Genomic DNA, 24,664 nt, shown 5'->3' with positions numbered 1-24,664 from the left:
CAGCGCCTGTGAGAAGACGGATTCTGATATCTCCAAGGAGCAAAAAATGCGGCTTTTGATACTCGGCACCGGCTGGATGGCGCAGGAACATGCAAAGCGGTTCAACGCCATCGAGGGCGTCGACATCGTCGGCGCCGTCGATGTCGACGCGGCGCGCGTTGGTGAATTCGCCGACGGCTTCAACATCCCCAACCGCTTTACCTCGCTGGAGGATGCGCTGACTTGGGGCGGCTTCGACGCGGTGGCCAATGTCACGCCGGACCGCATCCATCACCCGACTACCATGGCGCTGATCGCCGCCGGCAAGCCGGTGCTGTGCGAGAAGCCGCTGGCAGAGAACTTCGGCAAGGCCAGCGAGATGGCGGATGCCGCCGAGGCTGCCGGCCTCGTCAACATGGTCAACCTCACCTATCGCAATGTCGCGGCGCTGCAGAAGGCCCGCCAGATGGTGCAGGCTGGCGAAATCGGCACGGTCAGGCATGTCGAGGCGTCCTATCTGCAAAGCTGGCTGGTGTCGAAATTCTGGGGCGACTGGCATACCGATCCGAAATGGCTCTGGCGCTTGTCACGCGGCCATGGCTCGAACGGCGTGCTCGGCGATGTCGGCATCCACATCCTCGATTTCGCCAGCTATGGTGCCGCTCTCGACATCGACCATGTCTTCTGCCGGCTGCGCGCCTTCGACAAGGCGCCCGGCAACCGCATCGGCGAGTACGAACTCGACGCCAATGACAGCTTCGCCATGACGCTGGATTTTTCCAACGGTGCCTTCGGCGTGGTGCATGCCAGCCGCTGGGCGACCGGCCATCTCAACGAACTGCGCCTGCGCATCTATGGCGACAGAGGCGGCATCGAGGTGGTGCACAATCTCGACGGTTCGGCGCTCAAGGCCTGCGTCGGTGAGAATGTCGAGAATGCCAAATGGGAAGAGCTCGACGCCGGCACGGTGCCAACCAACTACCAGCGGTTCGTCGACGCCGTCACCAGCGGCGTGCAGAGCGAACCCAGCTTTCGCCACGCCGCCGGCCTGCAGAAGGTGCTCGACCTCGCCGTGGTGTCGGACGAGAAGCGGGCGGAGTTGAGGGCGCACGCGGACACGCAGTAATCTCAACACACCCTAGACCGGTTGGCGCTCCACGGCCCCGTTGGTGGTGCCTACGCGGTCAAGGCGCCTCGCTGTTCCGGCTCTTCGAAAAGCGTATGAAGCTCGGATGCCGGCATTGGACGGCCAAAGAACCAGCCCTGGACATCCGTGCAGCCATTCTCCCTGACCAGCCTGAACTGGTCCTCGGTCTCGACGCCTTCCGCGGTCGTGGTCATGCCGAGCGTGCTGCCAAGTTCGGCGACGGCCTTGACGATTGCCCGGCTTTCGCTGCTCTCGCACATCAGGCTGACGAAGCTGCGGTCGATCTTGATGCGGTTGAACGGGAACGACCTGAGATAGCTCAGCGAGGAATAGCCGGTGCCGAAATCGTCCATGGCTATGCTGACGCCGAGGTCGCGCAGGCTGTGCAGCGTCGTTATCGTGTTTTCATTGTGCGCCAGCAGCACCGACTCGGTGATCTCCAGTTCGAGCCGTGATGGCAGCAGGTTCGAAGCCGCGAGCGCCGCGGCAACCTGAAGCGGCAGCCCCTGCTGTTTGAACTGGGCCGGCGAGAGATTGACCGCGACCTTGACGGGCAGGGGCCATTTGGCGGCGTCGGCGCACGCACGCAGCATGATCCACTCACCAAGCGTGTCGATGACGCCCGTCTCCTCGGCCATCGGGATGAATTCCGACGGCGGCAGCAGGCCGAGGCGCGGATGGTTCCATCGCACCAGGGCTTCGAAGCCGGTGAGTTTCGAGGTCTTTGCGTCGTGCAGCGGTTGATAATACACGACGAACTGCTCGTTTGCGACGCCGATAGCCAGTTCGGATTCGAGTTGGCGCCGCTCCTGCAGTCTTGCGTCCATTCCCGGCTCGAACGACCTGCAGGTCCCACGGCCTTCCATCTTGGCTTTGTACAAGGCAAGGTCGGCATTGCGGATGAGGATTTCCGAACTTTGTCCGTCGTCCGGGAAGACAGCGATGCCGATGCTGCTGCCGATGTTGATCTTGTGGCCCTGTATCAAGAATTCGCCGGCCAGGGCATGAATGACCCGGCTCGCCAGCACACCCGCCTCGTCGTCGCCATCGATCAGGAGCTGGAGGATGACGAACTCGTCGCCTCCGGTTCTCGCGACCATGGCGGTTTCACCCGCCTGCTGCTTCAGGCGCCTCGCCACCGCACCGAGAACCTCATCGCCGATCGGATGGCCGAGCGTGTCATTGACCGGTTTGAAACGGTCGAGATCGACGCAATGGACGGCCAGCTTCTCTCCATCCCTGAGGCTTCTCAGCGCCTCGTCCATCGTGTCGGCCAGGAGGCCCCGGTTGGGTAGGCCGGTGAGAATGTCATGTGTGGCAAGGTGCTGGATCTCGGCGGTGCGTTCCTCGACCCGCCGCTCCAAAGTCTCGGCGGCATCGGTCTGCATCATCATCGTGCGCCCGATCGCATACCAGCAGGCCAGCGCCAGCAGCGTGACCACCGCGACCGCCGCATAACCGGCCAGTTCGAATTGCCGCACGGACAGGGCGTCCATGTTGCTGTCGTATCTGCTGTTGGGAAAACCGGCCCAGAGGCGCCAGGCGCTTCTGGGATCGTTGAGCGAGAGCGGGATGACTTCGGAATAGATCAGATTGGGATCGGCCGCCGTGAAGGCACGGGAATCCGCCGCCAGGGCCGTCGACATCTTGTGCTGGTCGGATTCAAATCCGTAGCCTGAATTGACGATGACATAGTCGCTGCTCGGCAACAGTTTCCTCAGCGCCGAGGTGAGCATGATTGCCGAGACGGAGCCGCGCAGGCTGCCATCCTGGCCGAAGACCGGGACCGAAAGGATGAAACCGGAGCGATCCGCGTCATTGCCGGTGTGGATGAAATCGGTGTTGTCGCAGGTGATGAGCTCCTTCGTGCCAATGATCGGCACGTTCAGCCCGTCTATGGCGCTCGAATTCGGATAGTTCGCCTTCAGCCAGGCGAGCTGTTTGGCCAGTTCCTGGTACTCATAGGTCTCGACCTCTTCGGCGGGCCGGGTCAGGGTGTTCTGGTCAAGCTTTGCGGACTTTGCGCCTGCGGCGGCATCGGACCGCGCCCTGGCATTCACGATCAGCTGGTCGAACTGGAGGATCGGCTCCTCGAGCTTTCCGGTCACCGCATCAAAGCGGTCGGGGTCGAAATCCAGCGGCAGGAAGTAGACCTCGGAAATGGAGACGTTGTTGGCGAGGTTGTTGTAGATCTGCTGGATTGTCGCGCGGCCCTCGTCGCCGAGGTTGGTGCCATGCCGGTCGAGGTTTCGGACGCTTGGCAGGTAGCTCAGCGTGCGCACATTCTCGTAGACGGCCCGCAAGGCGTCTTCGACCGTCTTGGCGGTTGTCCTGGCCGCCGCCTGGGAGTTCTCGATGTAGCGTTCCTTGGCAAGCGCGAAGTTCCGCTGGGCGTCGATATGCAAGGCCGCCAGCATCGCTGCGCCGGTTACAAGGATCACAAAAAATCCGACTGCTCGCCAGAATGCGTTCATCGGCGTCCCACCATCAATTGGTGAGGGATACTCCAGAGCAGTTTAGGAAGCGCTAATGAGGAAGCGCTATTGCGAAAGTCCATCCCAGCGCCGCAGCACGCCGGTGCGAGAAAGTCGGACTGGGCATTCGCAGGCCCGGGCAATCAGTTCGCCGGCACCGCCCCGGCCTGCTGATCGGCATCGGTCAGCGTTTGCAGGAAGGCGACGATGTCGTCAATTTCGGGGTCGGTCAGCGCCGGCTTGTCGCCGGGCTTCTTGCCGAAGGGCGGATCCTGGTTGAGGTTGGTCCAGTAAGCCTTTGGCAAATCGTCATTTTGCCGGATCGTTCCGTCGGCGTTTTTGGGATACCAATGGCCGGGATCGCTGTCGCGGCTGGCATAGAAGGCGACCGCGTCGCGCAGCGTGTGGAAATAGCCATTGTGGAAGAAGCTTTTGCGCAGCGCGACATTGCGCAGCGTCGGCGTGCGAAACAGGCCGCAATACTCCGGGCGGCCATGGAAGTCGGTGCGCAGCGGCCCGCACAGGCCGAGATCGAAATAGGCGGGGTCGGCATTGGCCGCGATGGCCAGGTTGCGCGGCACGGCGACGGCGATCAGGCCGAAATCGGTGAACTGCGGCGGCTCGCCATCCTTGGCGGGTTCGCTCAGGTGGCAGCTGGCGCAATTGCCCTTGGTCTCATCCTCGAACAGCGTGCGGCCGCGCAATTCCTGCGCCGACAGCGTCGCCTTGCCGGCGAGGAAGGCGTCGTAGCGGCTGGAGTAGGGATAGAAATCGGCGGCGCTCTGCTCGAAGGTGCCGAGCGCCTCGGCGGCGGCGTCGAAGGCGTCGTCTGGATGATCGAACACGGTGTCACCGAAGGCTGCCTTGAATTCATCGGCATAGCTTGACTTGCGCAATCCGGCGTTGACGGCGGCGGCATCCTTGTTGGCCATCTCGAATGGCGACAGCAGCGGGATCTTGGCCTGGTCGCGGCCGCGGTCGGCGCGGCCGTCCCAGGTCAGGCCGCCGGTCGGGCCGTTGTCGACGCTCTCGTCGCCTTCATCCTCGGAATCGTAGAAATGCTCGGTGAAGGCTGGCACCGCCTGAAGGTAGCGCAGCGACGGCACGGCGCGCAGTCCGGGCTGGTCGAGGTTTTGCCCGCCCATCTCGACCGGCGCCGCCGAGGCCGGGCCGAAGGCATGGTGCGGGTCATGGCAGGACGAGCAGGATTGCTTGCCTGAAGCCGACAGCGACGGGTCGAAGAACATTTTGCGGCCAAGCGCCGTCAGCGCCTGCGCCCGCGCGAAGGCATCCGCGCGCGACATCGGTCCGGGATGGACACTGCCGCTTCCGGCGCTGACGGCGTTGCCGGGCAGGACCGTGGCGAGGCCAGACATCGATGCCGCGGCGGTCGCGATCATCAGGCCTTTCCATCGTCTTGCGGTCATGAGGTTCAGCCCGGTTTGTTCGGCAATTAGGTCCGCACTGCAACGGATTGATGACCGGTCCAGCTGCTCACGCAACCGTGTTCGAACGGGCGGTAAATGTCACAAAGGTGACAAGGCATCGACCTAGCGTCTGCAGCCATGGCTCGTCGCCTCAGCCATACATTGCCCTCTAGCCATCACCCTAGCCATGAGGACCTCCCATGACGCGGTTCACGTTTTTCACCTCGGTTTGCCTGGCCGGCACGGCGCTGGCCTCGATTCCGGCTACAGCCATCGCCGCCCCTCCCGGCTATGACAAGATCGACACGATCGTCGTCATCTATGCCGAAAACCGCAGCTTCGATAATCTCTATGGCGGCTTCCCCGGCGCCAATGGCCTGGCCAATCTTTCGGCCGGCCAGGTGCGCCAGCTCGACCGCGACGGCAAGCCGCTGACCGAACTGCCGCCGGCCTGGGGCGGGTTGACCGCCAAGGGCGTGACGCCGCCGGTGACCGAGGCGCAGTCGGCGCATCTCAGCAATGCCAGCTTCGCCATCGACGACGCCAGCGGCTTCAACGAGAAGACCTCCGTCATCACGCGCGACCTCTGGCACCGTTTCTATCAGGAGCAGATGCAGATCGACGGCGGGAAGAACGACATGTTCGTCGCCTGGGCCGATTCCGGCGGCCTGGTGATGGGCCATTATGACGGCTCGGTGCTGCCGATGTGGGCGGTGGCGAAGAAATACGTTTTGGCCGACAATTTCTTCCAGGGCGCCTTCGGCGGCTCCTTCCTCAACCACATCATTCTCGCCTGCGCCTGCGTGCCGGTCTATCCCAACGCCGACACCAGCCCGGTCAAGGGGCAGATCGCCGTGGTCGAGGCCGATGGCACGACGCTGAAGGTTGCCGACAATTCGCCGGCCTCGGCGCTCGGCGGCGCGCCGAAATTCGTCAATGACGGCGCCATCACCCCAGACTTCCACGCCGTCAACACCATGCAGCCGCCCTATCAGCCGAGCGCCAACAAGCCGGCCGAAGGCGGCGACAAGGCACTTGCCGATCCGGCGCAGCCGACCACGCTGCCGCCGCAGCACGACATCACCATCGGCGATCTGTTGTCGCTGAAGGGCGTCAGCTGGGCCTGGTATTCCGGCGCCTGGCAGGCAGCGCTCGACGGCAAGAACGCGACGCCGGTGCCGAACTTCCAGTTCCATCACCAGCCATTCAACTATTTCGCGGCATACGCGCCCGGCACGGCCGCGCGGGCCGAACATCTTAGGGATGGCGGCCTCGACGGGGCCGAATTCATCAAGGCGATCGACGACGGCAAGCTGCCGGCGGTGAGTTTCTACAAGCCGCAAGGCAATCTCAACGAGCATGGCGGCTACGCCGATGTGGCGAGCGGCGACCAGCATCTCGCCGACGTCGTCTCGCATCTGGAGAAAAGCCCGCAATGGAGCCATATGCTGGTGGTCGTCACCTATGACGAGAATGGCGGCTTCTGGGACCATGTCGCGCCGCCGAAGGCCGACCGCTGGGGACCGGGCAACCGCATCCCTGCCTTCATCATCTCGCCCTATGCGAAGATGGGCACGGTCGACCACACGCAATACGACACGACGTCGATCCTGCGCTTCATCACCGCGCGCTACGATTTGCCAGTGTTGCCCGGCATCGTCGCCCGCGACAAGGCGCTGCGCAACAACGACCAGCCGCCGATGGGCGATTTGAGCGCGGCGCTCGATCTCAGCCGGTGAGGCGGGATCAGGCAGGACCTCAGTGCGGCGAGACCCTTTGACCTAGCCGCCTGATCTCCGGATCAGGTCGCGGCCGATTGGCTTCGGCGGCTCGCTGCGTAGCACCAGCGCCGTGGTGACCGCGCCGTGGCGCGCCACCGCGTCGACGATGGTTTCAAGCTGCGCCGGCGAGGGGACGACCACTTTCAGGATGAAGCAGTCCTCGCCGGTCAGCCGGTGCACCTCGGTGATCTGCGGCATCTCGGCGAACTGCTGCAGGCAGGGCCGGATGTGCTCATGCGTGGTGCGCACCCGGATGATCGCCATCATGCCGAGGCCAAGTGCGGCCGGATCGACCACCGCGGTGTAGCCGGCAATGACCCCGCGCTCCTCCAGCCGTTTCACCCGCTCGGAGGTCGCCGGCTGCGACAGGCCGACCCGGCGGCCAAGCTCGGACATGCCGATGCGGCCGTTCTCCTGCATGGCTTCGACAATGGCGATATCGGTGGGGTCGAGCGGCGCGCGCTCATCGTTGTTTTTCATGGCCACCTTGAATCCATCGGAAATGCCGCGACTTTTCCGATGATTTCCCATTCCCGGGATCGTGGCAAGACACCCACTATGCTCCTTGAAAAGATAGGAGCAAGGCGACATGACGCATTTCATCATCCTGCCCGGCAGCGGCGGTTCGGGCCCAGCCCACTGGCAATCGCGCTGGGAAAGCGCCAATCCGGCGATGCGGCGGTTCCAGCCCTCGAGCTGGGATCTGCCTGATTTCACCGACTGGCTGGCGGCGCTGGAGGCTGCCGTGATCGAGGCACCAGAGCCGCCGGTGCTGGTCGCGCACAGCCTGTCCTGCCTGCTGATCGCGCATTGGCAGAAGATCTCGCGGCGCCCGGTCAAGGCGGCGTTGCTGGTCGGTGTTCCCGATCCGAGGGCGGCCGTGTTCCCGGCCTACGGCATGGCCTTTGCCAAGATTCCCGAGGGCCGGCTGCGCTTTGTCTCGCTGGTGGTGACCAGCACCGATGATCCCTATGGCGCGCCGGACTATGCCGAGGCGAGGGCGAAGCAGTGGGGCAGCGGCATGGCCGTCATCGGCGCATTCGGCCACATCAATGCCGACAGTGGCCTGGGCGACTGGCCGGAAGGTTATGCGCTTCTCGACGGTCTGGTTTCGGAGGCTCGAGTCAGCCGCCATTCACCAGGGCAAGGATGAGTTTTTGCAGATTGCCGCCCTGGCCGAGCTCGACGCGGTCGAAATCGCGGCTCGCCTGTCGCTGCGCCTGTGACAGTTCGGACAGGCGCTTTGTCATCTCGGTGCGGATCTTGCTGCATTTGGGGTCATCGGCAACGCTGAGGCCGACGGTCGCTGCCTCGATCTTGCGCACCATGTCGACGATGGTGGCGCCATGCACTTTTTCGTGGCCGCTGACGCCGGCGATGAAAACCTCCCAGTTCTTCTGGATGGCTGGTGGCAGCGGCGAGGAGGGGCTGGGCAAGGTGTAGGTGATGATGAGCTTCGGCCGTGCCGAGACCAGCACGCAGGCTCCGGCTCGCGCCTGATAGTCCCTGGTCCAGGTCAGCTTGAAATTGGTATGGGCGATGGCGCGGGCAATGCCGACCTTCGGTCCGTTGTCGCCGATCGAGCGATAGAGGTCCGGCCCGGACTGGCCTGATATGGCGTAGGTCTCGACCTTCTCGACCGGCTTCCAGTCGGCATGGGCGGCGAGCGGCAAGGCCAGCAGGGCGGCCAGCGACAGGCACAGACGAACACAGGCTCTCAACACCGCTCTCCGCACGATCAGGACTGGACGCCGCGACGGGCGATGCCACGGAACCGCTTTTCCTATAGAATGCCGATGGGTGCGGCGGCAAATGCCTGAGGGGGAAGTCATGAGATATCTGATCGTCGCGGGTGCGGCGGCGGCCTTGCAGGCCGTGCAGCCGGCGTTTGCGGCCTCCTGCAGCGGCTGGAGCGCTGAGATGGAGGAAGACGAGGGCGGCAGCGTGCTGACCGCCTCGGTCTGCGGCGGGCCGAAAGGCGATGCGCATCTGATGCTGGCCTGTTTCGACACGCCTGTGCTGAGCTACGACCTCGGCGCCACCGGCCAGCAGCTGGAGCCCGGCATCAGCGGCTCGTTCGACTTCAAGGCCGACGGCAAGACGGTGACCAAGACGCTGCAGCTCGAAGCCATGTACAACTACTTCGTGGTGAACCTGGCCAAAGCCGATCCGCTGCTGGACCTGCTGCGCGGGAAAGGCGATGTCAGTGTCAGTGCCGCCAAATACGGCCAGACCAGTTTCCCGCTGAAGGGCTCGAGCGCGGCCATTGGCAAGGTGCTGGCGCAGTGCGGCAAGGCTAAGCCTGGCGATGCGGATTGATGGTGGGGCTGGAGGCGCAGCGTCTTGACGCTGAACCTCCAACGCTAGCGCTGCCCCTCATTGTCCTGCCGGACTTTTCTCCCCGTATAGTGACGGGGAGAAAGGGGCAGCTTCAACGCGGGCGCCTCTTCTGCAATGCCGGCGATTGGCGAAATCATCGTTGGCGGCCTCCTTCTCCCCGTCACTATACGGGGAGAAGATGCCGGCAGGCAGATGAGGTGCGGCGCTCCCGTTGCGAACTCAAATGCCTTGCCGCCATCGGCACTGCGCCGTAAGTCATGCAACCATGATCGAATTCCGCCGAGCGCAAGCGTCAGACCTCCCCGCGATCGTCGCCATGCTGGCCGACGATCCGCTGGGCGCCGGCCGCGAGGACGCCTCGCTGCCGCTGGCGCGGGACTATGTCGATGCCTTCAATGCCATCGATGCCGATCCCAACCAGCTGCTGACGGTGGCCGTGGACGACGCGGAGGTGATTGGCACCTTGCAGATCACCTTTCTTGCCGGCCTCTCGCGCAAGGGCGCCTGGCGCGGGCAGATCGAGGCGGTCCGGATCGCCAGCCACAGGCGCTCGGGCGGGATCGGTAGGCAGATGATCGAATGGGCGATCGGAGAATGCCGGGCGCGCGGCTGCAGCCTGGTCCAGCTCACCACCGACAGGTCGCGCGCGGACGCGCACCGCTTCTACGAGGATCTAGGCTTCACCGGCAGTCATCTCGGCTACAAGAAGACCTTGTGATGCTCGGCGCGGTTCCGGGCCGACGCCAACTGGCGTATAGCGGATGGCTGTCAGGCTCTATTCAAATTGCCGGGGAGAGGTGATATAGGTCAGCCAGGTTGACCTATATCGAAATTGTCGCGGGAGGCGCGCCTTGACCTTGATGAATCTGCTGGCTTCGCGCTCGTCGCGCATGAAGGCGTCCGAAATCCGCGAACTGCTGAAGCTGCTCGACCAGCCCGACATCATCTCGTTTGCCGGCGGCATTCCCGATCCGGCGCTGTTTCCGGCCGCAGCGATCCGCGACGCCTATGCCTCGGTGCTCGGCGGCGGCGAGGCGGGTGCAGCGCTGCAGTATCAGGTCTCGGAAGGCTATTTGCCGTTGCGGCGCTGGCTGGCCGGGCAGATGGGCAACCTCGGCGTTGCCTGCGACGAGGCCAACATCTTCATCACCTCCGGCTCGCAGCAGGCGCTCGATTATCTCGGCAAACTGTTCCTGTCGCCGGGCGATACCGCGCTGGTGACATGGCCGACCTATCTCGGCGCACTGCAGGCGTTCAACGCCTACGAGCCGCGCTACGACCGGCTGACTGTCGAAGGCGGCAACATGACGCCGGCGGCCTATCGCACGGTCGCCGCCGCGAATGGCGGCAAGGTCAAGTTCGCCTATCTGGTGCCGGATTTCGCCAACCCGACCGGCCAAACCTTGAACCGCCAGCAGCGCGAGGCGGTGCTCGACCTTGCCGGCGAAGTTGACATCGCCGTCATCGAGGATGCCGCCTATCGCGCGCTGCGCTATGACGGCGAGGGCGTGCCGCCAATCCTGGCGCTCGACTGTGCTCGCTCTGGCTCCATCGACAAGGCGCGCACGCTTTATTGCGGCTCGTTCTCGAAGATCCTCTCGCCGGGCATGCGTGTAGGCTGGGTCTGCGCGCCGCGCCATATCGTCGAGAAGCTGGTGCTGATGAAGCAGGCCTCCGACCTGCACAGCCCCTCGATCAACCAAGTGGTTATGCACCGCGTCGCCGAAGCCGTGTTCGACGGCCAGGTGGAAAAGCTCATCGGCGCCTACCGCGAGCGCCGCGACGGCCTGCTCGCAGCACTTGAAGCCAACATGCCTGAAGGCGTGACCTGGAGCCGCCCGGAAGGCGGCATGTTCGTCTGGGTGACGCTGCCTGAGGGCGCCGACGCCACGGCACTACTGGCGCGGGCGGTGAAGGAGGCGCGTGTCGCCTTCGTGCCCGGCAGCGCGTTCTTTGCCGACGCAACCGGGCGCAACACGCTGCGGCTCTCCTTCACGCTCGCCGACCGGCGCGCGGTGAGCGAGGGCATACCGCGGCTGGCGGCCATCCTGAAGGGGTGAACCCAGGGCGGCCTCCGCACTCCTACGCCGCCACGATCACCATGTGGTTGAGCTTCGAAAGCCGGCTGCGAGCCTGCTTGCGGATTGGTTTTTCGAACTCTTCCCCGCTGGTTTCGACGACGAATACCAGTGTCATGAAATCCAGCATGAACTCGTCGATGGCCGCCGTGATCTTCTGCGATCTGCCCTTGAAGCGATGCAGCAAGGCGTTTGCTTCTTCGACGTCGTCGACACCGGCGCTGTCGATCAGCGCCTCAAGCCTCTGAAAACTGTCCAATTTGATTCCTCCCAGCCGCGCCTCAAAACTTGCCTTGGCGGGGAAAGTTCCGGCTGAGAGGGGCTTTTGCGAAAGAAATCGCCTCCACCGCTTGAATTTGCGTGAATTCGACGATCCGTTGGCAATCTTTTTTTGTTCGAGTGGAACCTCTAGGGCACATAAAAGTTCTCACCGTGTCTGACCCCCCCGTCAGACATCTGAAAGCTCGGTAACAGCTTTCCAAAGGCCCGTCGGATCCCCCTCCCGGCGGGCTTTTCTGTTTGAAGGATGGACCGAGGGCTTCGTGGTGGGACTGTGGTGGGACCTGGCGGTCAGCAGGGCACCCGCATTGACGCCGCCCTGTGCGGACCTAAATTCGCAAGCTCACGAGGAGGAATTTTCATGGAACTGCATCGCGGCCGGCTCATCGACCATATCCAGCTGGTGGTCAGGGACCTCGCCGCCAGCCGGCGTTTCTACGAGGCGGTGCTGCAGGTGCTCGACGTTCCGATCGGCGGTGTCGGCGACGACTATTTCTGGGCCGACGAACTGTTCGTCTCCAGTGCCGACAGCCGGGCGGCGCAGGGAAAGCTCACCGGCCGTCATCATCTCGCCTTCCAGGCAAGGGACCATGCCATGGTCGATGCCTTCTACAAGGCCGGGCTCTCCGGCGGCGGCAAGGACAATGGCGCGCCGGGCGAGCGGCCCTATCATCCCGGCTACTACGCCGCCTTCCTGCTCGATCCGGACGGCAACAACATCGAGGCGGTGCATCACGGCCCGGCAAAGCGCAGCGCCGCGTCCGTGAAGATCACCTTCTGAGAGGCTATTGGGAAATTCTACTCCGGCGGCCATCTGCCGGCGTTTTCTGCGCTTCCGGTACTCGCGGACCCAAATGTCCGCTGCGTTCCGGTTCTCGAAACCACCACCGCAAGAGCGAATTTCGAAACAGTCTCTGAGTGGCTTTCCAATCGCCGTGTATCCTCGTTTACGAGAATCCGAATCTGATCGAGGAGCCGCATGAGTCCACCGCCTGAAACCGTGCCGTTTTTCAGCCAGTGGGAAACATCAGACATGACTATGGAGGTGCTCGCCGAAGGTGCTGAAGTCGCGCTGCGGCGCGATCCGCTGTGGCAGAATTCGGGGGCTGAGACACCAGACGAGTACGCGGTCTGGGCCGCCAATATCTGCGGCATGGCGTGCCTGAAGATGATCCTGGCGACGCGCGGCGAGATCGTGCCGACGATCGAGCTCGCCAGGCGCTGCACCGCCTATGGCGGCTATGTCGTTACTCAGGGTTCGATCAAGGGGCTGATCTACGCACCCTTCGTCAGCTTCGTGCGGGAGACCTTCGGCCTGCAAGCCGAGGTGATGACCAATGTCGCGACATCGGATATTCCGGCGATCCTGGCGCGGTCGCGGTTCTTCATCGCTTCGGTCAGCAGCTGGATCCGCTGGCCCGAGCGCGAGCCGCCATCGAAGGGCGGCCATCTGGTGCTGGTCACCGCGGCATCGGACAAGGGTCTCCGCTTCCACAATCCGTCCGGCCATACCAGCGCCACACAAGAAAACGCAGTGTTGGCGGCGGTCGATTTCGACCGCTTCTTCGCCAATCGCGGCATTGCCGTCGCCATTTGATTTTTGACAGTTGAGGGATTTCGATGACGGACAAGACAAGAGTGGCCATCCTCTATGGCGGGCGTTCGGCCGAACATGACGTGTCGCGCCTTTCGGCCGCCAATGTGCTGAAGGCCATCGACCGGACGCGCTACGAGATCGTGCCGATCGCCATTTCCAGGGACGGCAGGTGGCTGCTGCAAGCTTCGTCCGTCGGCGATGCGGCAGGGGCTCCGGTATCCGAGGACGGCGTGGAGGTCGCGCTGTTGCCCGGTAGCAAGGGCAGGCTGGTCGCCGTGTCGCGGGATGGAACGCAGCCCGACCCCGTCGATGTCGTTTTTCCCGTGCTGCACGGGCCGTTCGGTGAGGACGGCTCGGTGCAGGGCTATGCGGAAGTCGCCGATGTCGCCTATGTCGGCTGCGGCATCCTCGCCTCGGCCGCCGCCATGGACAAGGATGTCGCCAAGCGGCTTATGCGTGAGTCCGGCCTTGCCGTCGCCCGCTCCGTCACCGTCCGGCGCGGCGAGCCTGTGTCCTTCGACGACGCCAGGGCAAGCCTGGGTCTGCCGGTCTTCGTCAAGCCGGCGCGCCAGGGCTCGTCCTTCGGAGTGAGCAAGGCAGAAGACGGCGCCAGCTTCGCCGTCGCCGTCGAGGCGGCTTTCCAGCATGATAACAAGGTTTTGGTGGAAGAATTTGTCAAGGGACGCGAGATCGAGTGCTCGGTGCTGGAACGAGCCGACGGCACGCTGACGGTGTCGCTGCCCGGCGAGATCATTCCGGCCGGCAAGCACGGCTTCTACACCTATGAGGCCAAATATCTCGATGCCGATGGCGCGGTGGTCAAGGTGCCCGCCGATGTCCCGGCCGCGGTCGCCGACAGGGCCAAAGAGATGGCGCGGCAGGCCTTCCAGGCACTCGGCTGCGAAGCCATGGCGCGTGTCGATTTCTTCCTGCGCGCCGACGGCAGCCTGCTTGTGAACGAGGTCAACACAATTCCCGGCTTCACCGACATCTCGATGTATGCCAAGGCGCTGGCGGCATCAGGCATAGGCTACAGCCAGACGATCGATGTGCTGATTGAGCACGCGCTGGCAAGGCATGGGGCGCGAAGGGTCTGAAGTCCAGGGAACGATCGGGCTACTGGACGTGGGGCGGCGGGTTTTCCGCCGCCCCGCATCTTACCGGTCACGGATGATGATGGAGATGCCTTTCGGCATCGACTTCGCCAAGGGTAAGGCTCTGGAAGCCTGGCATGAGCTGCCAAATGGCCGCAAGGCCGATGATCAGATACGCCAGGCGGGCCAGCAGGGCGCCGCCGAGGACAGTGCCGAGTACGTCATAGCCCGTTGCACCCATGGACAGGAAGTTGAGACCGCCAAGGATGATCAGGGCGAGGGTGACCAGGTTCATGTTACGCATAAACGCCTCCTAAGGTTGCCTGACAAAAAGACGTCTGAAAAAAAACGCCTTCCGTTTCAAACGGTTCCCTCGGTCACGAAATTGTGAACGGCCGCCATGGTCCGTGAATACAACCAACTTACCCGAGCCGGCTTACTCGACCAGGATATGCGCCTCGCGCGCGGCCTCGACAAAAGCCTCCCGGGCGATATCCGGGGCCACCTCGCCGCTCGTTGCCCGGCGGCAGGCGCGTAGCGCGGACTGATGTTTCAGGCTGCCGGCATCGCGCCAATGTGTCGTCAGCAATTCGATGGCCTGCTCGGTGTTGGACAGGTTGCGGGTGGACCCGGTGACGCCAACCGAAACCACCACGGGTTTGGAGAACCATGCGGTTTGCATTGGAACCTCGACTGCGTTGCAGTCGTTAACGCTTCTGGCGTCGTGAGGTTGCATCGCCGCCAATCACTGTAGCGTGAGGGCCGAGGCGGACGCATCCGGGCTCACGGCTGCCCCAACCCATCACGGTCACAATTCAACAGGCGACCCGGCACATCGCTGGCTGCGCGAGACCGTGATGTCCGTGTGCCGGCAGCGTATCCGCGACGATGATGTTGCGGCGAGGTCAAGAAAACCCGATAGCCCAAGCCTTCTGCCGGTCGACCGTAACTTGGCCTATGGGTACTTTGTCGTGGCCGGGGGGCTCGGATCGCCCTGGAGTTGCTTCGGCAGCGGCAAACTTGAGCACCGCAAATGGATTTCGCGGGCGAAGATCTTTCGCTCCTTTTGCTCATGCTCCTTGATGGCTGCTGCCAGCCCCAGTCCGTAGGGGCCAAGGAAGACACCAGTCCCCCAACCGGGATGCTCTTTTTCGCGAGCATCATAGTTCGAAGCGTCGACACGGGCCTGTTGACATTCCGGCGATACCCATTTCGGGTCTTGCGTCGAAAGCGACGCTCCATATTCGACTGAGAGCTCACACATCCAGTTGCTGCGGTGGTCAACGCGACTAACACTGCAAGTCTCCTACAGGGTCTTCTCCAGAGGATTTTCGAAAGTGCACATAACCGTCCTTGCGACAAGGGGGACGCTGCGATGAGACTTGGGGAATACAGGTCTCGGTGCCGTTGATTTACCGAGGGACATGAAATTCTGATTCTGGCGCAACGTGCTCGTTCTACCTATCGACCATCGCCATGGCGCGGCCGCGATGGCGCGGGCCGGACATTTTCCCGGCGCCGGTGCTTCGTCGAGTGCGGCCATCTCGCGCCATCCTGATCAATGCCCCGCAGCCGATGACGAGCAACTCGTCACCGCGAAAGTTGCACGCCGGCTCAATATGCCCGATCATGGCGGTTGGCAGGGGAGAGACCAAGTGGCGGCCAATCGTCGAAACGGCACGGCGTCTCCGGCTCATGGGTTGGAGGACATTCTTGCGGCGGCCGCGCCCCATCCGCGAACGTCATTGCCGAATGTGGCGACCACCGTCACGATGGTGGCGGCGCTGTATTTCGGCCGCGAGGTTTTCCTGCCGATCGCCATCGCGCTGCTGCTGACCTTCGCGCTCGCGCCGCTTGTCGCGACGCTCAAACGGGTAGGCATTCCCAGGATCGCGGCTGTCATTGCCAGCGTGCTCGGCGCTTTCGCGGCACTTGCCCTGTTCAGCTTCATTGTCGTTACCCAGGTCAGCGAACTGGCGCAGAACATCCCGGTCTACCAGACCAACATCCTGACCAAGATCCGTTCGCTCAAGGAAACCGGCGTCGGGGGAGGCATCATTGCCAAATTGAGCCGCGTGGTCGAGCGTGTCGGCCAGGAGATCGACAGGCAGGACGCTTCGCTGCCGGCCGCCACGCCGGACAAGCCGGCGCGTGAACCGGTCCCCGTCGAGATCGTCGCGCGCGAAAGGCCGCTCGAAGTCCTGCAGAACATCGTCGGCCCGCTGATCAGCCCGCTCGGATCGGCCGGGCTGATCATTGTCGTCGTTATTTTCATGCTGCTCGAACGGGAGGATTTGCGCGACCGCTTCATCCGGCTTGTCGGTTATGGCGATCTTCACCGCACCACAGAGGCGCTTCAGGAGGCCGGCAAACGGGTGGGCCGTTATCTGCTCATGCAGTTGGTCGTCAACATCGTCTACGCCATACCGATTGCAGCCGGACTGTGGATCCTCGGCATTCCGAACGCACTGCTGTGGGGGCTGCTGGCGCTGGCGCTGCGTTTCGTTCCCTATATCGGCCCGGCCATCGGCATGCTGCTGCCGCTGTTGCTGGCGCTGGCCGTTGCACCCGGCTGGTCGCTGGTCCTGTGGACGGCCGCCCTGTTCGTGGTGATGGAGCTGGTCACCGGCAACGTCGTCGAACCCTGGCTCTACGGTTCGCGGACGGGGCTGTCACCGCTGGCGATCATCGTTGCGGCCATCTTCTGGACGTGGCTCTGGGGGCCGCTCGGGCTGGTCCTGTCGACGCCGCTCACTGTCTGCCTGGTGGTGCTGGGCCGACACGTGCCGCAGTTCGAATTCCTCGACGTGCTGTTCGGCAACGAGCCCGTGCTCGAGCCCCACGCGCGCCTCTACCAGCGGCTGCTGGCTGGCGATCCGGAGGAAGCCACCGACCACGCCGAGGAGATACTGGAAGAGAAATATCTGTTCGAATTCTACGACAAGGTGGCCATTCCGGCACTTCTGCTGGGCGAGCGCGACCGGGCGCGCGGCGTCATGGGCGACCTGCAAAGACGGCAGGTGGCGGCCAGTGCCCTGACGCTGGTGGCCAACCTTGACGACGAAGCGCAACAGGAAGCGGCCGAGGAGGATGTCCCGCCCGAGGCCGGGGAGCCGGGCGACCATGCCGATGGCGCCGGCGAGGACGAGCCCGACCTTCCCGATGGCTCGGACATGTCGGTGCTTTGCGTCGGCGGACGTGGCGAGCTCGACGATGCCACTGCTGCGATGCTGGCGCAGGTGCTCGAAGTGCAGGGCGCGACAGCGTCGAAAGCGGGCTTCGCCGAGATGGAACCGGCGAGCATCCGCCGCCTCGAGCTCGCTGCCGTCGACACCGTCGTCATCGGCTTCCTGAACCGGGATTCCGTCAAGCACGCGCGTTTCCTGGTTCGCCGGCTGAAGCGTGCGAAGGCGGCACTGCGTGTGGGCATCGTATTCTGGTCGGAGACCGGCAATGACGACAAGGAGGCGAGCGCCAGGCTGGCCCAGGACATGAACGCTGATTTCGTCGCCCATGGCATGGTCGACGCCGTGGTCGGCGCGCTCTCAAACGAGCCGCCGGTTGCCCTCAAGCTCATCGCCAAACGCCGCATGCGCCGGCAGCGGGCCGCGCCCAAGAAGGTTCAGGCTGCAACCGCGAGCTAGGGGTTAGATTCCAATCGCTCCAAGGAATGAGTTCGACACGCGGCGGTCATTCAGTTGCTGGCGTCGGATGGCGCGGCCTGCGATGCGTAGTCGCAGTAATGGAAGCTGGCGAGATAGCCGGGGAGTACGCGCATGAACTCCTGCTGATGGGTCCAAGCTCTGCACTCGGCCATGGAGGTCATGGGTTTCACTTGGGGGATCCTGATTAGCTCCCCCTGGTTGGTCAGAAGGATTGTGACAGCGATGGCAGTCAACATGCAGTCGTCCATCGACTTAAGGCTGGCGACATAATAACCGCCGGGGTTGGGACGGACGTCGGCTGAGGCCGCCTCGTTGACATGGTCAGAGCTGCAGAGTTTGGCGATGCGGGTATCCGCTTTCGCAGCCGTTTGCGCTGTCACGAGCACGGCGAGAGCGATGATGAGCCTGGCGCGTTTCATGTCGTCCTCCCTTCCAATCCGGCACTGGTGGGATCACTTGGAAGCGAAGGCCGAAAGGGATAAGGTAAGAGCGCGCCAAGAGGGTGAAATGTCCCGAAAGGCTCCTGAAATTGACCCGAAACCTGCTGAAACGATCACATTCGGCGGTTTTTTCTCGCTGACGAAAAGCAAACAACTCCGAACCGTCGACGGTAAAGCGGTCGATCTTCGTAGCCAGTCCACCGAGGTGCTCTGTGTGCTCGCGGCGCGACCGGGCGAGATCGTGTCCAAGGACGCGCTGATGCGCGCAGTCTGGCCCGATACCTTCGTGACCGACGACAGCCTGACCCAATGCATTGCCGATATTCGCCGTGCATTGGGGGATGACGCGCATGCGATCGTGGAAACCTTGCCCAAGAGAGGCTACCGACTGAACGCCGATCCCTCCGAGGCGGCGGACCCAAACGCCGCAGCCGGCACGGGACCTGCCAAGACATGGTTCTCGCCTCGCGGCTTCATTCTTGCTGCAGTCGTTCTCGTCGCGGCAGCGATCGGCGCATACTACGGCGCGGAAGCGTGGCGAGCCGCTCCCGTTCGTTCGAGCGACATGCCCAGGATTGCGGTCCTTGCCTTCGACGACATGAGTGCCGGTGCGGACAAGGGATATCTTAGCGATGCCGTTGCCGAGGGGATCATCACCGAGCTGGCGCGGAGCAAGACTTATGCCGTCATCGCCCGGAACTCGAGCTTCAGGCACCGCGATAAGCCCATCGACACCAGGCAGATCGGAGATGAACTCGGCGTCGACTACCTGCTCGAAGGCAGCCAGCAGAAGATCGGAGACCGGCTGAAAGTGACCGCCCAGTTGCTGAATGCGCATGACGGATCGCATGTCTGGGCCAACAGCTACAACCGGGAGATCGGCGATCTTTTCGTCGTCCAGGAGGAGATCATCCGCACGCTTGCGGCTCGGGTCGGGCAAAGGATCGAGCGACCCTTGCCACAGAGCGACGCCGCCCGGGTTAGCGCGCTCAGTTATCTCCTGATGGGGTCTGCCGCGAACGAAAAGGATTTTTCTGCCGCGGGGAACGAACTGCTGCGGCAGTTCAGCCTCAAGGCGATTGAAGCGGATCCGAACTCCCAATTCGGCTATATCGGGCTGGCCTGGTCCTATCGCTTTGACTCGGTATTCTGGCACAAGCAGGAAAACAACCCCGACGAGGCGTTGAAGCGGGCCGCAGAGTACGCCGACAAGGCCATCCTGCTCGCTCCGGACGATGCCAACGCGCATCAAATCCGCGCCCAAATCCATACTGAAGCCGGCGAGATCGAGCAGGCCATTGCGCAGTTCGATCAGGCGATCGCCCTGAACCCCAGCGCCTCGAATATCCTCGAGGGCAGTGCGGCCCCGCTGCTCTTTGCCGGCCGCACCGACGAAGCGATCGATCGGATCGAGCAGGCCAAAGGCATCGATCCCTTCTACCCCGACTGGTACAACTGGGACATGGGCTGGGCGCTCTATGAAAAGAACGATTGCGGGGCGGCGCTGACGGCGATGCGGAAAATGTCCCCAATCCCGATCGGCGCACACCGAATGCTTGCGGGGATCCACGCTTGTCTGGGAAACCAGCGGGAGGCAAAGGAAGCGCTTGCGGTTTTTCTCAAAGACTCGCCCGGCGACTCCATCAGCAAACAACGCAAGCAGTGGCAGAAGAATTGGACCGCCCCCGGACCCCTCGAGCGCTGGATCGGACACATGCGGATCGCGGGGTTGCCTGAGTGACGGCTGACCGTATGCGGCCCGTCAGAACCCAATTGGCCGCATAAAACCGTTGAAGCCTTTGTGTTGTGGGCGGGGGTTGCCCTCAAAGCTCGCACCCGAACGTCTGGAACGGGTCGGATCAAGACACTCTTGAAGCTGAGTGCAAATGTCGGGATTGGCGCGACTACCACTCGCTCATCCGCAATGTCTGCTGCTGGGCGGAGACAAAATTTGCCTCAACGGCCGACATGCGGCGCTTTACAGTCGTTCAGATGCGGGCGTCGCTTGCCAGAGCTGCGTTGGCCAGCCGAGGGCTAATGGCATTTCCAGAGGAACGCTAATATACCTAGAGGTTCGAAGGAGCCGCGCCTGCCAGATAGTTGAGGAAGGCCATGCGAAGGTTCATTTTCACGGCACTGTGCATCGCCGCCGCAACAGCCGCCAGCGCCCATGATTGGTACGAAAACAAGTTCGATCCACAGACGAAATTCAAATGTTGCGGTGGTTCTGATTGCCGCGCCATACCTCGTTCTTCGGTGCGGTTGAGGGTCGACGGCGGCTACATTTACTTGCCGCATAATTTCATCATCCCGCGGGACCGCGTACAGGAATCCCCGGACGATCAATATCATATCTGCGAGAATACCTACGTCGTAACAAATCAGCTGTATTTGCGTTGTTTTTTCGCACCGCGCGTGAAGATCTCTCGCCTTCTCTCAGGCTAAGGGAAATTTTGGGCGACATGCATGTCGTTTTACTTATTCCACGAAAGCAAAATCCTGCTCGCGGGCATGCAGCATGCCTGCCAGTGTGCGCAGGGCTTCCTCAAGCCGCTCGATCGGCGGCGCGGCAAGCGCCAGCCGCACGGCATTCGGCGCATGTCCCGGGGTCACGGCGAAGGCGCTCGACGGCGTGATGGCGATGCCGCGGCGCGCGGCTACCGCGACAAAGGCCTGCGAACGCCAATGCTCGGGCAGGTTCAGCCACAAATGGTAGGCGCGCGGGTCGGCCTGCACGTCGAAGCCTGAAAGGCAATCGGCGGCGAGGCGCTGCCGCTGCCTGGCGTCCTCGCGCTTGGCTGCGACGAGCTCGCCGACGACGCCGTCGGCGATCAGCCGTTGCGCGGCGCTGAAGGCGAAGCCTCCGGCCCCCCAGCCGCCCGAGCGGATGGACGCCATGACGCTCTCCCTGAGACGCGACGGTGCGCTGACGAAGCCGAGCGTCAGCCCCGGCGCGACGCGCTTCGAAAGGCTGTCCAGCACCACGCAATGGTCCGGCGCCAGCGCCGCCAGCGGCGCCTCGTCGGCGAGGAAGGCATAGATGGCGTCCTCGATCACGACGAGGTCGAGGTTTTGCGCGAGCCGGGCCAGCTCTTCCCGCCGGGCCGCGGGCATGGTGATGCCGAGCGGGTTGTGCAGGACGGGCTGCACATAGAGCGCGGACAGGCGCGCCTCGCGATGCGCCTTTTCGACCGAGTCCGGGCGCACCCCGTGCTCATCCATGGCGAGCGGCACCAGGATGACGCCGAGCCGCGCCGCGATGCCCTTGACCAGCGGGTAGGTCACCGCTTCGACGCCGCAGCGCGCCCCAGTCGGGACCATGGTGGCGATTGCGGTGGCGATCGCCTGGCGACCGCCGCCGGTGAAGGCGAGGCCATCGGGGCGAGGCGACCAACCGCCGCGGGCGAGGAAACGGGCACTGATCTCACGCGCCACCGGCGTGCCGCCGCTGGTCGCCGGCCTCAATGCAACCTGCAGGGCGTCGGCGCCGGAAAGCCCGGCTAGGCTCTTGGCCATCAGCTGCGATTGCCCCGGCAGGATGGGGAAATTGAACTCCAGGTCGACGCGCGCATCCTCAGGATCCCTTGTCGCCGCGGCGCCGCGGCGCGATTGCCCCGAGACATAGGTGCCGCGACCGACCTCTCCGACGACCAGGCCACGCTTCAGCAACTCGGTGTAAACACGGCTCGCGGTCGATGCCGCGATGCCGCGCTGATAGGCGAAGCTGCGCTGCGGCGGCAGCCGTTCGCCAGGTTTCAGGCGGCCTTCCGCGATGTCAAGGGCGACGTCGTCCGCAAGCTTCAGATATTCGTTCATCGACATAATTGCACCGAGAGCAATGTTTTTATTGCACCGAGACAATTAGCATGCGATTTCTCTGATCGCAATACAAACATTGCACCGAGGTCGGCATAAGCCGAAGCCAGGTGCAGCGAAAACCCCTGATGAACCGGCCGCGGCAGCGGCCAATGGGCGTCGTGCCAGCGGCACGCGCAACCCCTGCGCTCGCCCAAATGGCGGCGCCGACAGCAAAGGAGACGGACATGACCCAGATCGTTCAGACCACCATCGCAACGCGCCGCCCGCTGCACCGGCTTGCGCAGCCGATACAGTGCAGCCTCGGAGCAATCCGTGGCGAGATGCGAGCGCGCAAGGCAGCGCGCGCGCTTCGGGAACTCGATGATCACCTGCTGACCGACATGGGCCTGGCACGCGGAGAGATCGCCTTCGCCGTGCGCGAGGGCCGTTAACCCCGAACCGATCGAGGACCCTGCGAGGTCGCCATGATCACCCTGCTGTTTACCGCCGAGCTTGCCGCCGCCGTGCTCGCCACATCGTTCATTTCCGGCATTTTCGGCATGGCCGGCGGCATGATCCTGATCGCGGTGCTGATGGCGATCATGCCGCTGACGGTGGCGATGGTGCTGCACGGCATCACGCAGCTCACCGCCAACAGCTGGCGGGCCTGGATCTGGTGGAGCGCGATCCGCTGGCGCATCGCGGCTTTCTATGCAGCAGGCGCGCTCACTGCAGCGCTGCTGGTCGGGGCGGTCGAGCTGGTGCCGAGCAAGCCAGGCGCGCTGATCACGCTGGCGCTGCTCTCGTTTGCCGGGCTGTGCGTGCCGCGTGCCCTGGCGCCCGACATCCGCAAGAGCGGCCATGGCGTCTGCTGCGGCTTTCTGTGCACGGTGCTGCAGCTCACCGCCGGGGTTTCCGGCCCGGTCCTCGACGTCTTCTTCGTCCGCTCGGGTCTCGACCGGCGACAGACGGTGGCGACCAAGGCGGCCATCCAGGCGCTCGGGCACTTCCTCAAGGTCGTCTATTTCGGCCAGCTGCTCGTCGCCGGAACCGACGTCCTGGCGCCCACGGCAGTGGCGCTGGCGATCACCCTGGCGGCCATCGGAACGCAGCTCTCGCGGCGCGCTCTCGATGCCATCAGCGACACGCATTTCATGCGCTGGAGCCGGTGGCTGATCGTCGCCACCGCAGCCACCTGCCTGATCCAGGGCATGGTCCAGCTTGGCACCGATCTCGGGCCGTTCGCGACGCCGGCGGAAGCGGCGCCGGGCACGACAACAAGGACAACGACTGTGAACCGTACCTTACCGTCGCCGGAGATCCTGCCGCTCGGCGCCGAATGCAGCGAGATCGGAGCGGCCTGGAGACCTGGCCCGCCGACACAACAGCTCGATAAGAGCTTCCACTGCCTGCCCCCATCCCAATGGAATCGGGATGGGCTCTATCTGTTGGTCGTGAGCAGATCCTTTCCGAAACCGGATCTCACTTTCCGGATCATGCTCCCGATCGGCTCTAGCGATCGACCATAGCCATACCGCGCTGGCCATAGCGCGGGCCGGAGATTTTTCCCGGCGCCAGCGCTTCGTCGAGCCCGGCCATCTCGGCGGCATCGAGCTCGATCGCGGCGGCGGCGATATTCTCCTCCAGGTATTTTCTCCGCTTGGTGCCGGGGATCGGCACGATGTCGATACCAAAACCGGTGCCCTTGTGCAGCAGCCAGGCCAGCGCGACCTGGCCGGGCTTGACGCCTTTGGCCGCCGCGATGTCGCGCACCTTGGCGGCCGCCTCGACATTGGCGTCGTAGTTTTCGCCCTGGTAGCGTGGATCGTTGCGGCGGTAATCGCCCTCGGGATAGTTTTCCGCACGGCTAACCTCGCCGGTGAGGAAACCACGGCCGAGCGGCGAGAACGGCACCAGGCCGATGCCGAGTTCGCCGAGCAGCGGGATGATCTGCGGCTCCAGGTTGCGCTCCCACAGCGAATACTCGCTCTGCACCGCCGACACCGGATAGACGGCATGCGCGCGGCGGATGTTGGCCGCACCCGCCTCGGACAGGCCGAAGAACCGCACCTTGCCTTGGGCGACCAATTCGCCGACCGCGCCGGCGACATCCTCGATCGGCACCGCCGGGTCGACGCGGTGCTGGTAGAGCAGGTCGACATGGTCGGTGGCGAGCCGGCCGAGCGAGCCTTCCACAGCCGCGCGGATATGCTCGGGCCGGCTGTCGGTTCCATCGAGCTGCTTGCCGTTTTCGATGCGGAAGCCGAATTTGGTGGCGATGGTCACCTGGTCGCGCTTGCCCTTCAGCGCCCGCCCGAGCAGGGCCTCGTTGGTATGAGGGCCATAGACCTCGGCGGTGTCGAGGAAGGTGCAGCCGAGTTCGATGGCGCGGTGCAGGGTGGCGATGGATTCGGCCTCGTCCGCCGGACCGTAGGACTGGCTCATGCCCATGCAGCCGAGGCCGATGGCCGAGACCTGCAGCCCCTGGCTGCCGAGCTTGTGGGTTTTCAGAGTCATGACTGGCGTTCTCCGGTGGGGGGATCACCAGACTATAGCAGCCGCTCG

Annotated in this window: 23 protein-coding genes and 1 pseudogene; 13 read left to right on the top strand and 11 right to left on the bottom strand. The window is 63.8% G+C overall.

What is annotated here, in order from left to right; all coding sequences use genetic code 11:
- Positions 1–46 precede the first annotated feature (46 nt).
- Positions 47–1,105 (top strand): Gfo/Idh/MocA family protein, encoded by a 1,059-nt coding sequence (locus tag HNQ71_RS24215; protein WP_184875204.1) that lies wholly within the window; start codon positions 47–49, stop codon positions 1,103–1,105.
- A 50-nt stretch (positions 1,106–1,155) separates the two neighbouring features.
- Here HNQ71_RS24215 and HNQ71_RS24210 read toward each other — a convergent pair whose 3' ends face one another.
- Both HNQ71_RS24210 and HNQ71_RS24205 read right to left on the bottom strand, forming a co-directional pair.
- Positions 1,156–3,567 (bottom strand): putative bifunctional diguanylate cyclase/phosphodiesterase, encoded by a 2,412-nt coding sequence (locus HNQ71_RS24210; RefSeq protein ID WP_343068229.1) that lies wholly within the window; start codon positions 3,565–3,567, stop codon positions 1,156–1,158.
- A 176-nt stretch (positions 3,568–3,743) separates the two neighbouring features.
- The gene (locus tag HNQ71_RS24205; RefSeq protein ID WP_425492267.1) at positions 3,744–4,976 is read right to left on the bottom strand and encodes a cytochrome-c peroxidase; all 1,233 of its coding nucleotides are present in this window, start codon (positions 4,974–4,976) and stop codon (positions 3,744–3,746) included.
- A 251-nt stretch (positions 4,977–5,227) separates the two neighbouring features.
- Between HNQ71_RS24205 and HNQ71_RS24200 the strand changes: the two genes are divergently transcribed.
- Complete coding sequence (locus HNQ71_RS24200; protein ID WP_184875201.1) at positions 5,228–6,766, top strand: acid phosphatase; 1,539 nt, start codon at positions 5,228–5,230, stop codon at positions 6,764–6,766.
- 42 nt (positions 6,767–6,808) lie between these two features.
- On the opposite strand, the gene HNQ71_RS24195 is transcribed toward HNQ71_RS24200, so the two are convergent.
- On the bottom strand, positions 6,809–7,288 hold the full coding sequence (locus HNQ71_RS24195) for an Lrp/AsnC family transcriptional regulator (protein WP_210334019.1): 480 nt from the start codon (positions 7,286–7,288) through the stop codon (positions 6,809–6,811).
- 109 nt (positions 7,289–7,397) lie between these two features.
- Between HNQ71_RS24195 and HNQ71_RS24190 the strand changes: the two genes are divergently transcribed.
- Complete coding sequence (locus HNQ71_RS24190; RefSeq protein WP_184875197.1) at positions 7,398–7,961, top strand: RBBP9/YdeN family alpha/beta hydrolase; 564 nt, start codon at positions 7,398–7,400, stop codon at positions 7,959–7,961.
- Here the strand turns inward: HNQ71_RS24190 and HNQ71_RS24185 are convergent.
- Positions 7,933–8,529 carry a DUF922 domain-containing Zn-dependent protease gene (locus HNQ71_RS24185; RefSeq protein ID WP_246461980.1) on the bottom strand — a complete coding sequence of 199 codons (597 nt, stop codon included), beginning with the start codon at positions 8,527–8,529 and terminating at the stop codon, positions 7,933–7,935. The genes HNQ71_RS24190 and HNQ71_RS24185 overlap by 29 nt on opposite strands.
- Positions 8,530–8,638: 109 nt before the next feature.
- On the opposite strand from HNQ71_RS24185, the gene HNQ71_RS24180 reads away from it, so the two are divergent.
- From HNQ71_RS24180 to HNQ71_RS24170, 3 genes are all read left to right on the top strand, one after another.
- Positions 8,639–9,127 (top strand): hypothetical protein, encoded by a 489-nt coding sequence (locus tag HNQ71_RS24180; RefSeq protein WP_246461961.1) that lies wholly within the window; start codon positions 8,639–8,641, stop codon positions 9,125–9,127.
- A gap of 286 nt (positions 9,128–9,413) precedes the next feature.
- Positions 9,414–9,866, top strand: coding sequence for a GNAT family N-acetyltransferase (locus HNQ71_RS24175; RefSeq protein ID WP_184875192.1), 453 nt, complete (start codon positions 9,414–9,416; stop codon positions 9,864–9,866).
- Positions 9,867–10,008: 142 nt separating this feature from the next.
- Positions 10,009–11,208 (top strand): aminotransferase-like domain-containing protein, encoded by a 1,200-nt coding sequence (locus HNQ71_RS24170; RefSeq protein ID WP_184875585.1) that lies wholly within the window; start codon positions 10,009–10,011, stop codon positions 11,206–11,208.
- Positions 11,209–11,230: 22 nt separating this feature from the next.
- Here the strand turns inward: HNQ71_RS24170 and HNQ71_RS24165 are convergent, their stop codons facing one another.
- Complete coding sequence (locus tag HNQ71_RS24165) at positions 11,231–11,485, bottom strand: hypothetical protein (RefSeq protein WP_246461960.1); 255 nt, start codon at positions 11,483–11,485, stop codon at positions 11,231–11,233.
- A 381-nt stretch (positions 11,486–11,866) separates the two neighbouring features.
- Here HNQ71_RS24165 and HNQ71_RS24160 point away from each other — a divergent pair, with 381 nt between their 5' ends.
- The 3 genes from HNQ71_RS24160 to HNQ71_RS24150 all read left to right on the top strand — a co-directional run bounded on the left by HNQ71_RS24160 (position 11,867) and on the right by HNQ71_RS24150 (position 14,199).
- Complete coding sequence (locus HNQ71_RS24160) at positions 11,867–12,286, top strand: VOC family protein (RefSeq protein ID WP_184875191.1); 420 nt, start codon at positions 11,867–11,869, stop codon at positions 12,284–12,286.
- 198 nt (positions 12,287–12,484) lie between these two features.
- Positions 12,485–13,102, top strand: coding sequence for a C39 family peptidase (locus tag HNQ71_RS24155; protein WP_184875189.1), 618 nt, complete (start codon positions 12,485–12,487; stop codon positions 13,100–13,102).
- 23 nt (positions 13,103–13,125) lie between these two features.
- Positions 13,126–14,199 carry a D-alanine--D-alanine ligase family protein gene (locus HNQ71_RS24150; protein ID WP_184875187.1) on the top strand — a complete coding sequence of 358 codons (1,074 nt, stop codon included), beginning with the start codon at positions 13,126–13,128 and terminating at the stop codon, positions 14,197–14,199.
- Between the two features lie 67 nt (positions 14,200–14,266).
- Here HNQ71_RS24150 and HNQ71_RS24145 read toward each other — a convergent pair whose 3' ends face one another.
- From HNQ71_RS24145 to HNQ71_RS35015, 3 genes and pseudogenes are all read right to left on the bottom strand, one after another.
- The gene (locus tag HNQ71_RS24145; protein ID WP_184875185.1) at positions 14,267–14,500 is read right to left on the bottom strand and encodes a DUF378 domain-containing protein; all 234 of its coding nucleotides are present in this window, start codon (positions 14,498–14,500) and stop codon (positions 14,267–14,269) included.
- A gap of 132 nt (positions 14,501–14,632) precedes the next feature.
- On the bottom strand, positions 14,633–14,878 hold the full coding sequence (locus HNQ71_RS24140; protein WP_184875183.1) for a DUF982 domain-containing protein: 246 nt from the start codon (positions 14,876–14,878) through the stop codon (positions 14,633–14,635).
- Between the two features lie 273 nt (positions 14,879–15,151).
- Positions 15,152–15,492, bottom strand: a pseudogene (locus tag HNQ71_RS35015) (hypothetical protein).
- A gap of 359 nt (positions 15,493–15,851) precedes the next feature.
- Here HNQ71_RS35015 and HNQ71_RS24135 point away from each other — a divergent pair.
- Entirely contained in the window at positions 15,852–17,840 is a 1,989-nt protein-coding gene (locus HNQ71_RS24135; protein ID WP_184875181.1) for an AI-2E family transporter, read from the top strand.
- Between the two features lie 50 nt (positions 17,841–17,890).
- On the opposite strand, the gene HNQ71_RS24130 is transcribed toward HNQ71_RS24135, so the two are convergent.
- Positions 17,891–18,280: a hypothetical protein gene (locus tag HNQ71_RS24130; RefSeq protein ID WP_184875180.1), complete on the bottom strand. Its 390-nt coding sequence runs from the start codon at positions 18,278–18,280 to the stop codon at positions 17,891–17,893.
- Between HNQ71_RS24130 and HNQ71_RS24125 the strand changes: the two genes are divergently transcribed.
- A complete protein-coding gene (locus HNQ71_RS24125) occupies positions 18,258–20,042 on the top strand; it encodes a winged helix-turn-helix domain-containing tetratricopeptide repeat protein (RefSeq protein ID WP_184875178.1) in 1,785 nt (594 codons plus the stop codon). The two genes, HNQ71_RS24130 and HNQ71_RS24125, sit on opposite strands and share 23 nt — an antisense overlap.
- 737 nt (positions 20,043–20,779) lie before the next feature.
- Here the strand turns inward: HNQ71_RS24125 and HNQ71_RS24120 are convergent.
- Positions 20,780–22,123, bottom strand: coding sequence for an aminotransferase-like domain-containing protein (locus tag HNQ71_RS24120; RefSeq protein WP_184875176.1), 1,344 nt, complete (start codon positions 22,121–22,123; stop codon positions 20,780–20,782).
- A 221-nt stretch (positions 22,124–22,344) separates the two neighbouring features.
- On the opposite strand from HNQ71_RS24120, the gene HNQ71_RS24115 reads away from it, so the two are divergent.
- Positions 22,345–22,551 (top strand): YjiS-like domain-containing protein, encoded by a 207-nt coding sequence (locus HNQ71_RS24115; protein ID WP_184875174.1) that lies wholly within the window; start codon positions 22,345–22,347, stop codon positions 22,549–22,551.
- A 33-nt stretch (positions 22,552–22,584) separates the two neighbouring features.
- Positions 22,585–23,628: a sulfite exporter TauE/SafE family protein gene (locus tag HNQ71_RS24110; RefSeq protein WP_184875172.1), complete on the top strand. Its 1,044-nt coding sequence runs from the start codon at positions 22,585–22,587 to the stop codon at positions 23,626–23,628.
- On the opposite strand, the gene HNQ71_RS24105 is transcribed toward HNQ71_RS24110, so the two are convergent.
- Positions 23,612–24,616 (bottom strand): aldo/keto reductase, encoded by a 1,005-nt coding sequence (locus tag HNQ71_RS24105; RefSeq protein WP_184875170.1) that lies wholly within the window; start codon positions 24,614–24,616, stop codon positions 23,612–23,614. The two genes, HNQ71_RS24110 and HNQ71_RS24105, sit on opposite strands and share 17 nt — an antisense overlap.
- Positions 24,617–24,664: the final 48 nt, after the last annotated feature.

Source organism: Mesorhizobium sangaii, from assembly GCF_014207355.1.
Lineage (GTDB): Bacteria > Pseudomonadota > Alphaproteobacteria > Rhizobiales > Rhizobiaceae > Mesorhizobium > Mesorhizobium sangaii.
The sequence above is the reverse complement of the archived record's forward strand: the minus strand, read 5'-3'. Positions and strand labels throughout refer to the sequence as shown.

Coding starts and splice junctions, on each gene's coding strand:
- HNQ71_RS24215 (WP_184875204.1), top strand. CDS start 47: ATGCGGCTTTTGATACTCGGCACCGGCTGGATGGCGCAGGAACATGCA.
- HNQ71_RS24205 (WP_425492267.1), bottom strand. CDS start 4,976: ATGTCTGGCCTCGCCACGGTCCTGCCCGGCAACGCCGTCAGCGCCGGA.
- HNQ71_RS24200 (WP_184875201.1), top strand. CDS start 5,228: ATGACGCGGTTCACGTTTTTCACCTCGGTTTGCCTGGCCGGCACGGCG.
- HNQ71_RS24195 (WP_210334019.1), bottom strand. CDS start 7,288: ATGAAAAACAACGATGAGCGCGCGCCGCTCGACCCCACCGATATCGCC.
- HNQ71_RS24190 (WP_184875197.1), top strand. CDS start 7,398: ATGACGCATTTCATCATCCTGCCCGGCAGCGGCGGTTCGGGCCCAGCC.
- HNQ71_RS24180 (WP_246461961.1), top strand. CDS start 8,639: ATGAGATATCTGATCGTCGCGGGTGCGGCGGCGGCCTTGCAGGCCGTG.
- HNQ71_RS24175 (WP_184875192.1), top strand. CDS start 9,414: ATGATCGAATTCCGCCGAGCGCAAGCGTCAGACCTCCCCGCGATCGTC.
- HNQ71_RS24170 (WP_184875585.1), top strand. CDS start 10,009: ATGAATCTGCTGGCTTCGCGCTCGTCGCGCATGAAGGCGTCCGAAATC.
- HNQ71_RS24160 (WP_184875191.1), top strand. CDS start 11,867: ATGGAACTGCATCGCGGCCGGCTCATCGACCATATCCAGCTGGTGGTC.
- HNQ71_RS24155 (WP_184875189.1), top strand. CDS start 12,485: ATGAGTCCACCGCCTGAAACCGTGCCGTTTTTCAGCCAGTGGGAAACA.
- HNQ71_RS24150 (WP_184875187.1), top strand. CDS start 13,126: ATGACGGACAAGACAAGAGTGGCCATCCTCTATGGCGGGCGTTCGGCC.
- HNQ71_RS24145 (WP_184875185.1), bottom strand. CDS start 14,500: ATGCGTAACATGAACCTGGTCACCCTCGCCCTGATCATCCTTGGCGGT.
- HNQ71_RS24140 (WP_184875183.1), bottom strand. CDS start 14,878: ATGCAAACCGCATGGTTCTCCAAACCCGTGGTGGTTTCGGTTGGCGTC.
- HNQ71_RS24125 (WP_184875178.1), top strand. CDS start 18,258: ATGATGAGCCTGGCGCGTTTCATGTCGTCCTCCCTTCCAATCCGGCAC.
- HNQ71_RS24130 (WP_184875180.1), bottom strand. CDS start 18,280: ATGAAACGCGCCAGGCTCATCATCGCTCTCGCCGTGCTCGTGACAGCG.
- HNQ71_RS24120 (WP_184875176.1), bottom strand. CDS start 22,123: ATGTCGATGAACGAATATCTGAAGCTTGCGGACGACGTCGCCCTTGAC.
- HNQ71_RS24115 (WP_184875174.1), top strand. CDS start 22,345: ATGACCCAGATCGTTCAGACCACCATCGCAACGCGCCGCCCGCTGCAC.
- HNQ71_RS24110 (WP_184875172.1), top strand. CDS start 22,585: ATGATCACCCTGCTGTTTACCGCCGAGCTTGCCGCCGCCGTGCTCGCC.
- HNQ71_RS24105 (WP_184875170.1), bottom strand. CDS start 24,616: ATGACTCTGAAAACCCACAAGCTCGGCAGCCAGGGGCTGCAGGTCTCG.